Below are 12,260 nucleotides of genomic sequence, written 5' to 3'. Positions count from 1 at the left end.
TCCCGCCACGCGCGGCCCGCCCCTGGGCGCGCGACGGGTCACCCGCGCAGGGCGGCGCGGACGTGTGGCACGACCTGGTCGACCCCGCGCCGCAGCATGACGATCGTGTAGTGGTTGACGTCGGCGACCTCCACCACCCCGACCTGCGGGTGCTCAGCGGCCCAGCGGGTCCGGGCCGCCTCGGGGTAGAGGGGTGGCTCCTCGTCCAGCAGGCCGCGGGGCGCGACGAGCCACACGGCCGGGTGCCGCAAGTGGGCCAGCCCGGTGAGCAGTGAGTCGCCGTCGACGAGCTCGCGGATGTCAGCCTGCAGCGCAATCGCGCGGGTGGCGGGCCGCAGGGCCCCGTCGGAGTCCACGAGGTCGTAGTCGACGTAGGCCGTGGTCAGGTCCGTCCACTCCCGGCCGATGGCCGGGTGCGCGGTCCAGAACCGCCGGTAGGCGGCGACGTCGGGGAAGGTCATCGCCAACCGCTCGGCGGCCGGGCCGAGCACGGCCACCGCCAGCTCCTCCGGCGCCACGCCCGGGGGCGGGAGGAGCGGCATACCCCCGTCGACGAGCACGAGGGAGGACACCCGCGCGGGATGCCGGTCCGCCAGCACGACCGACACGAAGGCCCCCATCGAGTGGCCGACGGCGACGGCCCGCCCCACGCCGAGGTGATCCATCACCGCGGCGACGTCGTCGGCGTGCGTGGGCATGCCGTAGGGACCCGGCAGGTCCCGCGAGCGGCCCCGCCCGCGGAGGTCCGGTGCCACGACGCGCACGTCCGGCATGGCCCTCGCCAGCTCGGCCCAGGCCACGTGCGAGGAGGTGATCCCGTGGACGGCGACCACGGTCGGCGCGTCCGCCGACGCTCCCTCCGGCTCCCAGACCCCGACCCTCATCACCCCGCCCCGCACCGGGGCGTCCACGGAGCGGTAGCGGTCGCCGACGACCGCGGCGAGCGACTCGGGCAGCTGGTCGGGCAGGGCCGTGGCGTCGGGCGTCATCGCGCGGGCCTTTCGTCGGTCGTGGTCGGTGCGAGGGCCCCCTGGACGACGTCCATGAGCGCCTCGTAGATGTGCTCCGGGATGTCGTCCGCCTGCTCCCAGAGGATCCAGCGCATCCCGATCAGCTCGCCGGCCCCCATCAACGCCCACGCGGCCACGGTGGGGTCGACCGCGCGGATGTCACCGCGCTCGCGCGCCTGAGCCAGCCCCTCGGCATACCCGTCGACGATGCTCGCGTAGTGGGCGCGCATCGCCTCGGGCGAGACGAACTCGGCCTGCCGGATGATCCGGTAGAGCGCGGGGTGCTGCGCGGTGAAGCGGAAGAACGCACGGAAGCCCTCCCGCTCGGCCTCGATCCTCGTCCTCCCCCGGCCCGACGCCTCGCTCATCGCCTGGCGGACCCGGTGCGAGAGGTCGCCCACCACCTCGTCGAAGATCTCCTTCTTCCCGGCGAAGTGCACGTAGAAGGTCCCGAGCGCCACCCCGGCCTCCTCGGTGATCTTGACGATCGAGGCGTCGGGGTAGCCGACCGTGGCGAAGACGTGCTCGGCCGCCTCCAGCAGCCGGGCGCGTGTGCGGGCGCCCCGGGGGGTGCGGGGGACGCGAGGTCCGGCGGCCTCGGGGGCGGGTGGCGGGGTGATCGTCATCGGACCTCCAGGCCCTCGGCGGCGAGCGCGGCTCGCAGGGCGTGCTCGCGGGCCACCTTGCCCACGGACAGGTAGGGCAGCTCGTGGACCAGGTGCACCGCCGAGGGCACCTTGAAGCTCGCGAGCCGGTCCCGGCAGCGCTCCACCAGCTCGGTCTCGTCGGTGACCACCCCCGGGCGCCGCACGACCAGGGCCACCCCGCGCTCCCCCCACCGCTGGTCCGGCACGCCCACGACCACGGCGTCCTCGACGGCCGGGTGGGTCTGCAGGACGGCTTCCACCTCGGCCGGCGCCACGTTCTCACCGCCGCTGATGAAGATGTTGCGCAGCCGGTCGACGATGCGCAGGTACCCGGACGCGTCGCGGGTCGCGACGTCCCCGGTGGCCAGCCAGCCGTCGCGCCAGATCGCGCGGGTGGCGTCCTCGTCGCGGAAGTAGCCGGCGAACATCCCGGGGCCGCGCACCATCAGCTCACCCGTGGCGGGCCCCTCCAGCACCTCCCCCGTCACCGCGTCGGCGAGCCGGACGTCGACGTGGGGGTAGGGCACCCCCGCCCAGCCCAGGCGGTCCATCGCCTCCCGCGGCGGGACGCACAGCACGTTGGGGCCGGCCTCGGTCAGGCCGTAGCCCTGGGTGAGCGCCACGCCCCGGGAGTGGTAGATGCGCAGCAGGGGCGCGGGCATCGGCGCTCCCCCGACGACCGCACCGCGCAGCGAGCCGAAGTCCGCGTCGGCGAACCTCGGGTGGTCCGCCAGGCGGGCGTAGTGCGTCGGCACCCCCATCATCGTCGTGACCCCGTGCTCGGCGACGAGGCGCAGGACCCGCCCGGGGTCGAAGGAGCGCTCGAGCACGACGGTCGCGCCCGTCCACCACGCGAGCAGCGGTTGGACGTTCCAGCCGCCGACGTGGAACTGCGGCATCACGCTGAGCACCACGTCCGACTCGTCCAGCTCGAGGGTGCGGGAGAGCGAGAGGTTGGTCCAGTAGCAGCTCGCGTGCGTCAGGACCGCCGCCTTGGGCCGCGCGGAGCTGCCGGAGGTGAAGACCATGAGCAGCGGGTCGTCGTCCGCGACCGGACCGCCCGGCCGGGAGGGCGCGGGCTCCCCCGCCCCGTGCCAGGGCGCCGGCACCGTGCGCTCGACCCCGTCCTCCCCCAGGTATGCCGTGGGCACCCGCGCGCCGGTCCGTGCCAGGGCGGTGCGGGCCAGCGTGCGCGTCTCCTCCTCGACCAGCAGGACCGCAGGGTCGCTGCGCAGGAGCTGGTCGGCGAGCTCGACCGGGGTCAGCCGCCACGAGAGCGGCACCAGCACGAGCCCGGCCCGGGCGCACGCGAAGAACGTCACGACGTGGTCGGCGCTGTTGCCCACGAGCGTCGCGACCCGGTCGCCGCTGCGGTATCCGGCATGGAGGAGGGCCGAGGCGAGCAGGCCGGCGCGCCGGGCCAGCTCGCCGTACGTCAGCTCGACCCCGCGGTCGACCACGGCGACCCGCTCGGGGTGCAGCCGGGCACGGTCGGAGGGCCAGCGTCCCAGCGTGTGGACCCCGGCGCCGTCGTCGTGGGTGGGTGTCACGTCGTCTCGTCCTCCGCGACCAGGGAACCAGGGGTCGGGGCCTGCGCGCCACGTGTCCGCCGTGCCCCGCGCAGCCGTACCCCCAGGCCGGCAAGCCCGCCGGGCAGGAAGAGGACGACGAGGACGAAGATCGCACCCAGGATGAAGAGCGGCTCCGACAGCGGGATCCGCAGCACGGGAGGCAGGTCGGAGATGGCCGGAGACTGCGCCAGCACGGCCAGCCGCTGGCTGAGCAGCACGTAGACCACCGCGCCGAGGACCGCCCCCCACCGCGAGCCCACGCCGCCCAGGACGACCATGAGCAGCAGGGAGATGGTCAGGTCCGCGCTGACGGCGTGCGGCACCGCGCCGGAGTTGAGGATGAGGTGCACCATCCCCATGCCCACGGCGATCACCGACGCGGCGACGAAGATCGCCAGCTTGACGAGGAACGGGCGCATCCCGAGCACCCGCACGCGCAGCTCGTTCTCGCGCACCGCCTCGGCCACGTGGCCGGCGCGGCTGTGCTGGACCCACGTGACCACCGCGAACGTGAACACGAGGGCAGCCAGGGCCAGCCAGTAGACGTTGCGGGTGTCGGCCACGCCGACCAGCCAGTCCGGGACGTGCTCGGTCGGCAGCCGCAGCCCCTCCTCGCCGCCGGTGACCCGCCCGGGGTCGCGCCGGACGAGGACCGAGCCCGCCTGCGCGAAGGCGAGGGTGACCATCGCGAAGGGGATGCCGGTGACGCGCAGGCTCACCGCACCGAGGAGGGTCGCGAGCGCGACACCGGCCGCGAGCACGAGCAGCGCCGCCGGCACCAGCCCGAGCTCGAGCTCGCGCATCAGGATGCCGAGGGCGTAGGCCCCGAAACCGAAGTAGAGCGCGTGCCCGAAGGAGAGCAGTCCCGCCACCCCGAAGAGCAGGTGGTAGGACAGCGCCAGCGCCGCCATCACCATGGCCAGCGCCATCAGGTGCAGGCTCCCGGGGGTGTAGGTCGGGCCGGGCAGGACACCCGGGAGGCTCAGGTCGAGCAGCGGCAGGCCGGTGAGGAGGACGACGAGCACGACGGGCAGGGCGTACCTCGTCAGGGTGGCACGCATCACTTCCTCCCGAGGAGGCCGGAGGGACGGGTGAGCAGGACCACGGCGAGGAGGACCACGACGGCGAGGTCACCCGTCCCCCAGAGGTAGTAGTTGGCGAACTGCTGCAGGACGGCGACGACCACCGAGGCGACGGCGGCTCCGAGGAGGGAGCCAAGACCACCGATGACGGTGACGATGAAGGCGAAGATGAGCAGCGTCTGCCCCAGCAGCGGGGAGACGTAGCCGAAGTAGTGAGAGGCGAGGACCCCGCCGAGGCCGGCAGCGGCGCCACCGATCGTGAACACGAGGGTGAACGCGTTCCGCACGTCGATGCCCAGCGCCGTGACCATCGAGCGGTTCTCCACCCCGGCGCGGATGATCATGCCGTAGCGGGTGCGCCGGAGGAACAGGACGATCGCGAGGAGCACCAGCGCGGCGACGATGATCGCCACGAACCGGTCGTTGGGGACGTTGGCGCCCGCCACCCGGGTGGTGGTCTCCATCCAGCCCGGCCCGGTGATGAACCGGGGGTCGGTCCCCCAGATGCCGTCGAAGAGGGCGACGGTGGCCAGCGCCAACCCCACGGTCACGAGCACCTGCTCGATGTGGCGCTCGTAGAGGCGCTGCACCAGGAACCGCTCGGTGAGGGCCGCGAAGACGGCGCCGGCGAGGGCGCCCACGAGGAGGGAGACGGCGAACCCGCCCCACGTCGAGGTGCCCATGCGGGTTGCGACCTCGTAGCCGAGGAACGCTCCCAGGGAGAGGAAAACCCCGTGGGCGAAGTTGAGGACGCCCATGAGCCCGTAGATGAGGCTGAGACCCGAGGCCACGAGGAAGTAGATCGCTCCGAGCCCGATCCCCGTGATCAGGAGGAGAAGGGCGGTGCTCATACGGCTCCTGCCGGGTCGGTGCCGCCATGCACGCCCAGGAGGCGCTGCGTGGCGGCGGGGTCGTCGAGGAAGTCGGCGGCAGGGCCGTGGTGGACGCTGCGTCCGTCGGTCAGCACGACCACGCGCGAGGTGAGGTCGCGCACCACCTGCAGGTTCTGCTCCACGAGGAGGACCGGGACCACCTCGGCCGCGCGGGTGAGGACGCGCCCCACCTCCTGGACCAGACGGGGCGCCAGGCCCTTGGTCGGCTCGTCGACGAGCAGGACCCGGTTGTCGTTGAGGAGGGCCCGGGCCAGGGACACCATCTGCTGCTGGCCCCCGGAGAGGGTGCCGGCCGCCTGCTGACCGCGCTCCTTCAGCTCGGGGAAGAGCTCGTAGACCAGGTCGTACCGGTGCTCGCCCCCCTTGCGCTCGGCCAGCCGCAGGTTCTCGGTGACCGTCAGCCCGGAGAACACCTCGCGGTCCTCCGGGACGTACCCCACGCCCAGCTGCGCCACCCGGTGGGTGGGCAGGGCGCTGATGTCACGACCCGCGAGCTCGATCGTGCCGGACCGGCCGATGAGGCCCATGACGGCCTTGATCGTGGAGGTCTTGCCCACGCCGTTGCGCCCCAGCAGCGCGGTGACCCCCGTCGCGGCGACCTCGAGGTCGACGTGCTCGACCACCTGCTGGCCGGCGACGTGGGCCCGGAGATCGCGGACGACGAGGACGGGGGCGGCCGAGGAGCCGGTGGTGGCGCCGACCGGGGCGGGCGTCTGCTCGGTCATGCCGTCTCCCCCAGGTAGGCGCTCTGCACGGTGGGGTCGGCCATCACGGCCTCCGGTGTGTCGATGGCGAGCAGGTGACCGAAGTGCAGCACGGCCACCCGCTCGACCAGCCCCATCAGCACCTCCATGTGGTGCTCGACCATGAGCACGGTGCACGCGTGGTCCCGGTGCAGGCTGCGGATCACCTCGGTCAGCCCGGGCACGTCGCCGGACGCGACGCCGGCCATCGGCTCGTCCAGCAGGACGACCGAGGGGTCGGTCGCGAGCAGCATCGCGATCTCCAGCTTGCGCTTGTCCCCGTGCGGCAGATCGCCGGCCCTGCGGTCGAGGCGGTCGCCCAGGCCGACGCTGCCGAGGAGCTCGCGGGCGTGGCGGGTCGCGGCGTCGCCGGGCCGCGGGAAGGAGATCAGGCTGAGGGCCCCGCCCTCGCGCACCTGCGCGGCGAGACGGACGTTCTCCAGCACGGACAGCGCGGGGAAGAGGGAGGAGGTCTGGAAGGTGCGTCCCAGCCCGGCGTTGGCCCGCTGGGTGATGGTGCGCCTCGTGACGTCGCTGCCGTCGAGGAGGACCTGCCCCCCGGTCGGCGGGAGCACCCCGGACACCAGGTTGAAGAGGGTGGTCTTGCCGGCCCCGTTGGGGCCGATCACGCCCACGATCTGGCCGGTGGGCACGGCGAAGCTGACGTCCTCGAGGATCTGCGCCCCGCCGATGCGCAGCGACAGGTCCCGGACCTCCAGCGCGGGGGCGGACGAGGTGTCCGCCCCCGCGCCGGCGGTGTGGCGGTCGGAGGTCACTTGCCGGACGCCTCCGGCGGCGCGACCTGCTCGGCGTCGACGGTGTCGACGAGCTCCGGCACCCAGGCGTCGCCCTCCTGCACGAGCTTGGCCGTGAACATCGGCTGGATGAGCGCGTGGTCACCCTCGCGGATGGTGGTGGTCCCCTTGGGTCCCTCGAACTCCCAGCCCTCCAGCGCGTCGATCATCGCGTTCACGTCGTCCCCGCCGGACTCGGTCAGGGCGTGCACGATCATCTGACCCGCCACGAAACCGTCCGGGGTGAAGAGGTCGGGCGTGCCACCAGCCTCCGTGACGTGGTCGACGAGCGCCTGGTTGACGTCGTTGTCGGCCGCCCCGGGGAAGTAGTGGGACAGGAAGCTGATCTTCTCGCCGATCGGCCCGTAGGCCGCGAAGGTCGCGCTGTCGGCGAGACCCGTGACCACCGGGGCGGCGTCGAAGACCTCCTGCTGGTCGAGCGACTGCCACATGTTCCCCGCGGTGGCGCCGGCCCAGGCGACGAAGATGAGGTCGGGGTCGGCGTCCACGACCTGGCGGGCGAAACCGGTGTAGTCGGTGGCGTCCTCGGGCACGAGCACGCTGTCCACCTCGGCGCCCTCCGCGCCGAGCACAGCCTCCACGGCGGCCAGGTTGCCCTGGCCGAAGGCGGTGTCCTGGGCCAGGACCACGACCTTGCCGCTCTGGTCCTCCAGGATGGAGCCGGCGGTGGCGACGTCCTGCAGGCTCTGGCGGCCGGAGCGGAAGGTGTAGTCGTTGACGCCGGTGATGGCGTCGGTGGCGGCCGGGCCGGAGATGTAGAGGATCTCGTTCTGCTCGGCCTGCTCGGCCATCGCGATGCCGATGGCCGAGACGACGGTGCCGCCGAGCACCTTGAAGTCCTGGCCGATGAGGTCCTTGGCCGCGGCGACCGCGGTGTCGGGTGTGCCTGCGTCGTCGCGGTAGGTGATCTCGATCGCCCGGCCGTCGACCTCTCCCGTGCCCTCGGTGGCGTAGTCGATGCCCGCCTCGAGGCCCTCGCGGTACTGCTTGCCGTAGGCGGCGAGCGGGCCGGTCTCGGAGTAGATGATGCCGACCTGGAACGGGTCCCCGCCCCCCGCCTCCCCGGTGCTCGACCCCTCGGACGTGCTCCCCGCGTCCCCGCCGGACCCGGGGTCGTTCCCGGTGTCGGACTGCTCGGACTGGCTGGGTGCGCAGGCGGCCAACGTCAGCGCGGCGGCCAGAGACAGGGCAAGGGCTGTGGTGCGGGACATCAGGAGCACTCCTTCGTGAACCGTCGACCTGAAAGGTGATTCAGGTTTCGGCGAAACCGTAGTGACGCCGACGCCGGCTGTCAACGAGACAGGGTCACGATCCGGTCACGGTCCGTCCCAGCGGCTCGTCCCGACGCCTGTGTCGGTCCTCGGTGCCATGCTCCCGGCATGGATCTTCCCTGGTGGCAGCTCGTCCTCCTCGCCCTGGTCGCGGCCCTGGTCGGTATGGCGACCGGCTGGCTCCTGTCCCGCGCCCGCGGCGGGGCGGACCTCGCCCGGGCGCAGGCGGAGCGGGACGGCTGGGCCCGTCAGGTGAGGACGCTCGAGGAACGTCTCGAGGACGACCGTCTGGCGGCCGCCGAGCTGGCTCCCCTCGGGCACGCGCTGCGGAGGGTGGAGGAGCAGGTCCGCACGCTCGAGCGCGACCGGGTGGAGCAGTTCGGCCAGGTCGGGGTGCAGCTGGCCGACGTGGCCGAGCAGACGCGCGTCCTGCACCGCCAGACCGCAGCACTGTCGGGAGCGCTCAACTCCTCCGGCACGCGGGGCACCTGGGGCGAGGTGCAGCTGCGCCGCGTCCTCGAGCACGCCGGCATGCTCGAACGTTGCGACTTCGACGAGCAGGTCAGTGCCACCACCCGGCACGACGCCCGGGTCCGCCCCGACGCCGTCGTCCACCTGCCCGGAGGCAAGACGCTGGTCATCGACAGCAAGGCACCGCTGACCGCCTTCCTCCGGGCCCAGGGGGAGGACGTCCCCTCCGAGGAGGCGGTCCGGCTGCGGCAGGCCCACTCCGCCGCGCTGCGGGGGCACGTCGACACCCTCGCGGGCAAGGACTACTGGAGCGCCTTCGCCACCTCCCCCGAGCTGGTGATCTGCTTCGTGCCCAGCGACGCCGTGCTCGCCGCCGCGCTGCGGACCGCGCCGGACCTCTACGACCACGCCCAGGCCCGACGGGTGGTGCTCGCCTCCCCGGGCACGCTGCTGGCCATGCTGCGGGCCACCGCGCTCGCCTGGCAGCAGGACGCGCTGACGGCCAACGCCCAGGAGCTCCTGCAGCTGGGGGCCGAGCTCCACCGGCGCCTGGCCACCGTCGGACGCCACCTGGGGGCGATGGGTTCGGCGTTGCGACGCTCGGTGGACACCTACAACAACCTGGTGGGCACCCTGGAGTCACGGGTCCTCGTCACCAGCCGGCGGATGCACGAGCTCGGCCTGGCGGACTCGCCCGTGCCGGCACCGACGCCGCTGGACGTCGTGCCGCGGCCGCTCACGAGCGCGGAGCTGCTCGCCGACGAGCTGGCAGGGGTCGACGACGGTCGTCCGGAGGTGGACCCGGACCTCGCCGGCGCCGGGGACCGTTCCTGGCCCGGGCACGGCCACGGTCGAGAACGCCCGCCGCTCGTCGGCTGACCGGTGCCGGGTCCGAGCGCCACCGTCGACGCGACCACGCCAGGCCCAGGTGGCGTCGTCCGGGTCGAGGTCGTCGGAGGTGCGACGTAGGGTGCGAGGTCCGGCACATCTTCCGAGAGGACCACGCAACGATGCGTAAGAACACCCTGCTGGCCGCGACCGCCGGTCTCGCCCTCGTGGCCGGCACCGCCGGCCCCGCCGCCGCCATCAAGTACGGCGAGCGCGACAACGGGAAGCACCCCTACGTCGGCCTGATGCTGGCCTACGTCGAGGACCCCACCGGCGCGCTGCAGCCGGCGTGGCGCTGTACCGGCACCCAGATGGACGCCGACACCTTCCTCACCGCCGGCCATTGCACCTTCGGCGCGGATGCGGTGGCCATCTGGTTCGGCGAGGACCTCACCGACGCCGCCGCGGTCGGCTACCCCGACTTCGGCAGCGCGGACGCCACCGGCACCCCCTTCACCAACCCCCACTACGACGACGCCGCCTTCTACCTGCACGACGTCGGCGTGGTGCAGCTCGACACCCCGGTCAACCTCGACGAGTACGGGGAGCTCCCCGAGCTGAACTACTGGCAGCAGCAGATCGACACGCGCAAGAAGGACCGTGACAGCTACACCACGGTCGGGTACGGCCTGCAGTGGTCCATGCCGGACAGCAACGGGCAGGGGCGGCAGAGCGAGGCGCTGCGGGTCAGGCTCCAGGCCGGCGGCGACCTCATCGGCTATCGGACGCTGGGCGGCGGCAAGACGAGCGACGCCTACGTCGTGCTCACGAACAACGCCAGCACCGGCGGCACCTGCTCCGGCGACTCCGGCGGCCCGACGTTCATCGAGGGGACGAGCACGGTCGTCGCGGTCACCTCGTTCGGCATGAACACCACCTGCGCAGGCACGAGCGGCGTCTACCGCATCGACACCGCCGACGACCTCGCGTGGCTCGCGCCGTTCATCGGCTAGGACCCACACCGCGCGGAAGGAGGGTCGGCAACCCCTGGGTCGCCGGCCCTCCGCCGTCACCTGCGCAGGTCGACGCCCCAGGTCAGCGCAGCGACCCGTCCCTCCCGGCAGGGATGGCACCCGGGTCGTGCTTGAGCTTGGTGACCTCCGCCCCGGCCGCCTTGAGGTCCCGTCGCAGCTCGGTGGGCAGGGCGAAGAGCAACGACTCCTGCGCCGCCGTCACCGCCTGCACGTCGGCGTAGCCCCGCTCCTCCAGCCAGTCCAGGACGTCGCGGACCAGCACCTCGGGCACGCTCGCCCCGCTCGTCACCCCCACCGTGCTGACACCCGCCAGCCACGCCTCGTCGATCTCGTCCGCGTAGTCGACGAGGTGGCCGTCGCGGCTGCCGTACTCCAGCGCCACCTCGACGAGCCGCTTGGAGTTGGACGAGTTCTGCGAGCCGACGACGATCATCAGGTCGCAGTCCGCAGCCATCTGCTTGACGGCGACCTGCCGGTTCTGGGTGGCGTAACAGATGTCGTCGCTGGGAGGGTCCTGCAGGTGGGGGAACCGCTCGCGCAGCACGCGGACCGTCTCCATCGTCTCGTCGACCGAGAGGGTGGTCTGGGACAGCCAGGCCAGCCGGCCGGGGTCCGGAACCTCCAGCGCCGCCGCGTGGGCGGGGTCCTCGACGACGATGGTGTTCTCCGGCGCCTCCCCGGCCGTCCCCTCGACCTCCTCGTGCCCGTTGTGGCCGACCAGCAGGATCGTGTAGTCCTCGCTGGCGAACCGGATGGCCTCGCGGTGCACCTTGGTGACGAGCGGGCAGGTCGCGTCGATGGTCTGCAGCTGCAGGGCGGCTGCCTCCGCGTGCACGGCCGGGCTCACGCCGTGCGCGGAGAAGATGACCCGGGCACCCTCGGGCACCTCGTCCGTCTCCTGCACGAAGATGGCTCCGCGCCGCTCCAGGGTCCGCACGACGTGCTTGTTGTGCACGATCTCCTTGCGCACGTAGACGGGCGGGCCGTAGAGCTCCAGGGCCTTCTCGACGGTCACGACGGCACGGTCGACGCCCGCGCAGTACCCGCGGGGGGCGGCGAGCAGTACCCGCTTCTCACCGGTCGCGGGGGCGGGCGTGCTGACGTCGCTCGGGCGGGTGTCGGGGATCGAGGTCACGGGCCCCATGGTAGGCGGCGCGGCTGGGTCGCCCCTGAGCGGCGAGCCGGAGCGCGGTCCGCAGCGCCGCCGCGACCTCGTCCGGGTGGGTCAGGGGGGCGAAGTGGGTGGCCCGCGGCACCGTCACGATGTGCGGGTCCGCGCAGGCCGCCGCATAGCGCCGCACGTGCAGCCGCATCTGGTCCCACTGCCCGTTGACCAGCACCACCGGGCACCCCACCTCCCGCAGCAGGTGGGGTCCGCAGGCACCCATCACCGCCGCCCAGGCCGCCGGGAGCGCCGCGTAGGCCGCACCGTCCGGGAGGGAGTCGGCCGCCGCGCCGGAGACACCGAGGCGTCGCACCACGGCGTTGGTGAAGCGGGCCATCCGGGCGGCTCCCACCCGTGGCAGCAGCGCGGCGAACCCGCGGTAGACGACGGCCAGCCGGTGTGACGGGTCCGCGCTCGCGCCGAGCAGCACCAGGGCGGACAGACGGTCCGGGTGAGCCTGCGCATACAGGGCTGCGAGATAGCCGCCGAGGCTGTGCCCCGCCAGGACGACACCCTGGCCCGGCGTCCTCCCCGAGACCGCCGCGTCGAGAACCCCGAGCGCTGCCTCGACCGTGAACGGCTCCGCGACCCTCGACCCGTGCCCGGGCAGGTCCACGGCCACCACCTCCGCGCCCGGGAGGAGGGCCGGGTAGGGGTCCCACTGGGCGGCGCTCATCCGCGTCCCGTGGACGAGCACGAGGCGCGGCGGCGGCGCGCTGTCCGTCACCCT

Annotated in this window: 12 protein-coding genes; 2 read left to right on the top strand and 10 right to left on the bottom strand. The window is 73.2% G+C overall.

Features of this window, described 5'->3' with window-relative positions; all coding sequences use genetic code 11:
- Nucleotides 1-38: 38 nt before the first annotated feature.
- From D4B81_RS13825 to D4B81_RS13790, 8 genes are read right to left on the bottom strand one after another with little or no spacing between them, the layout of a single operon-like run.
- Complete coding sequence (locus D4B81_RS13825; RefSeq protein WP_122263184.1) at nucleotides 39-989, bottom strand: alpha/beta fold hydrolase; 951 nt, start codon at nucleotides 987-989, stop codon at nucleotides 39-41.
- The gene (locus D4B81_RS13820; protein WP_122263183.1) at nucleotides 986-1,636 is read right to left on the bottom strand and encodes a TetR/AcrR family transcriptional regulator; all 651 of its coding nucleotides are present in this window, start codon (nucleotides 1,634-1,636) and stop codon (nucleotides 986-988) included. The genes D4B81_RS13825 and D4B81_RS13820 overlap by 4 nt, the downstream gene beginning before the upstream one ends.
- Nucleotides 1,633-3,207, bottom strand: a complete 1,575-nt coding sequence (locus D4B81_RS13815; RefSeq protein ID WP_122263182.1) for a class I adenylate-forming enzyme family protein — start codon at nucleotides 3,205-3,207, stop codon at nucleotides 1,633-1,635. The genes D4B81_RS13820 and D4B81_RS13815 overlap by 4 nt, the downstream gene beginning before the upstream one ends.
- Nucleotides 3,204-4,289: a branched-chain amino acid ABC transporter permease gene (locus D4B81_RS13810; RefSeq protein WP_122263181.1), complete on the bottom strand. Its 1,086-nt coding sequence runs from the start codon at nucleotides 4,287-4,289 to the stop codon at nucleotides 3,204-3,206. The genes D4B81_RS13815 and D4B81_RS13810 overlap by 4 nt, the downstream gene beginning before the upstream one ends.
- The gene (locus tag D4B81_RS13805; RefSeq protein ID WP_122263180.1) at nucleotides 4,289-5,161 is read right to left on the bottom strand and encodes a branched-chain amino acid ABC transporter permease; all 873 of its coding nucleotides are present in this window, start codon (nucleotides 5,159-5,161) and stop codon (nucleotides 4,289-4,291) included. The genes D4B81_RS13810 and D4B81_RS13805 overlap by 1 nt, the downstream gene beginning before the upstream one ends.
- Nucleotides 5,158-5,928, bottom strand: a complete 771-nt coding sequence (locus D4B81_RS13800) for an ABC transporter ATP-binding protein (RefSeq protein WP_122263179.1) — start codon at nucleotides 5,926-5,928, stop codon at nucleotides 5,158-5,160. Before D4B81_RS13800 ends, D4B81_RS13805 begins: the two co-directional genes overlap by 4 nt.
- Nucleotides 5,925-6,722 carry an ABC transporter ATP-binding protein gene (locus tag D4B81_RS13795; RefSeq protein ID WP_122263178.1) on the bottom strand — a complete coding sequence of 266 codons (798 nt, stop codon included), beginning with the start codon at nucleotides 6,720-6,722 and terminating at the stop codon, nucleotides 5,925-5,927. The genes D4B81_RS13800 and D4B81_RS13795 overlap by 4 nt, the downstream gene beginning before the upstream one ends.
- Nucleotides 6,719-7,972, bottom strand: a complete 1,254-nt coding sequence (locus D4B81_RS13790) for a substrate-binding domain-containing protein (protein ID WP_122263177.1) — start codon at nucleotides 7,970-7,972, stop codon at nucleotides 6,719-6,721. The genes D4B81_RS13795 and D4B81_RS13790 overlap by 4 nt, the downstream gene beginning before the upstream one ends.
- 168 nt (nucleotides 7,973-8,140) lie before the next feature.
- Between D4B81_RS13790 and D4B81_RS13785 the strand changes: the two genes are divergently transcribed.
- Nucleotides 8,141-9,382, top strand: a complete 1,242-nt coding sequence (locus D4B81_RS13785; RefSeq protein ID WP_122263176.1) for a DNA recombination protein RmuC — start codon at nucleotides 8,141-8,143, stop codon at nucleotides 9,380-9,382.
- Nucleotides 9,383-9,513: 131 nt separating this feature from the next.
- A complete protein-coding gene (locus tag D4B81_RS13780) occupies nucleotides 9,514-10,344 on the top strand; it encodes a trypsin-like serine protease (RefSeq protein ID WP_122263175.1) in 831 nt (276 codons plus the stop codon).
- Nucleotides 10,345-10,426: 82 nt separating this feature from the next.
- On the opposite strand, the gene D4B81_RS13775 is transcribed toward D4B81_RS13780, so the two are convergent.
- Together D4B81_RS13775 and D4B81_RS13770 are read right to left on the bottom strand one after the other, a co-directional pair.
- Entirely contained in the window at nucleotides 10,427-11,509 is a 1,083-nt protein-coding gene (locus tag D4B81_RS13775; RefSeq protein WP_122263174.1) for a 4-hydroxy-3-methylbut-2-enyl diphosphate reductase, read from the bottom strand.
- Nucleotides 11,439-12,257, bottom strand: coding sequence for an alpha/beta fold hydrolase (locus tag D4B81_RS13770; RefSeq protein ID WP_237566001.1), 819 nt, complete (start codon nucleotides 12,255-12,257; stop codon nucleotides 11,439-11,441). The genes D4B81_RS13775 and D4B81_RS13770 overlap by 71 nt, the downstream gene beginning before the upstream one ends.
- Between the last annotated feature and the right edge of the window lie 3 nt (nucleotides 12,258-12,260).

The sequence above is a fragment of the Ornithinimicrobium cerasi genome, assembly GCF_003702705.1.
GTDB lineage: Bacteria > Actinomycetota > Actinomycetes > Actinomycetales > Dermatophilaceae > Ornithinicoccus > Ornithinicoccus cerasi.
The sequence above is the reverse complement of the archived record's forward strand: the minus strand, read 5'-3'. Positions and strand labels throughout refer to the sequence as shown.

Excerpts from the sequence above, each read along its gene's own strand:
- D4B81_RS13825 (WP_122263184.1), bottom strand. The coding sequence starts at position 989 with ATGACGCCCGACGCCACGGCCCTGCCCGACCAGCTGCCCGAGTCGCTC.
- D4B81_RS13820 (WP_122263183.1), bottom strand. The coding sequence starts at position 1,636 with ATGACGATCACCCCGCCACCCGCCCCCGAGGCCGCCGGACCTCGCGTC.
- D4B81_RS13810 (WP_122263181.1), bottom strand. The coding sequence starts at position 4,289 with ATGCGTGCCACCCTGACGAGGTACGCCCTGCCCGTCGTGCTCGTCGTC.
- D4B81_RS13805 (WP_122263180.1), bottom strand. The coding sequence starts at position 5,161 with ATGAGCACCGCCCTTCTCCTCCTGATCACGGGGATCGGGCTCGGAGCG.
- D4B81_RS13800 (WP_122263179.1), bottom strand. The coding sequence starts at position 5,928 with ATGACCGAGCAGACGCCCGCCCCGGTCGGCGCCACCACCGGCTCCTCG.
- D4B81_RS13790 (WP_122263177.1), bottom strand. The coding sequence starts at position 7,972 with ATGTCCCGCACCACAGCCCTTGCCCTGTCTCTGGCCGCCGCGCTGACG.
- D4B81_RS13785 (WP_122263176.1), top strand. The coding sequence starts at position 8,141 with ATGGATCTTCCCTGGTGGCAGCTCGTCCTCCTCGCCCTGGTCGCGGCC.
- D4B81_RS13780 (WP_122263175.1), top strand. The coding sequence starts at position 9,514 with ATGCGTAAGAACACCCTGCTGGCCGCGACCGCCGGTCTCGCCCTCGTG.
- D4B81_RS13775 (WP_122263174.1), bottom strand. The coding sequence starts at position 11,509 with ATGGGGCCCGTGACCTCGATCCCCGACACCCGCCCGAGCGACGTCAGC.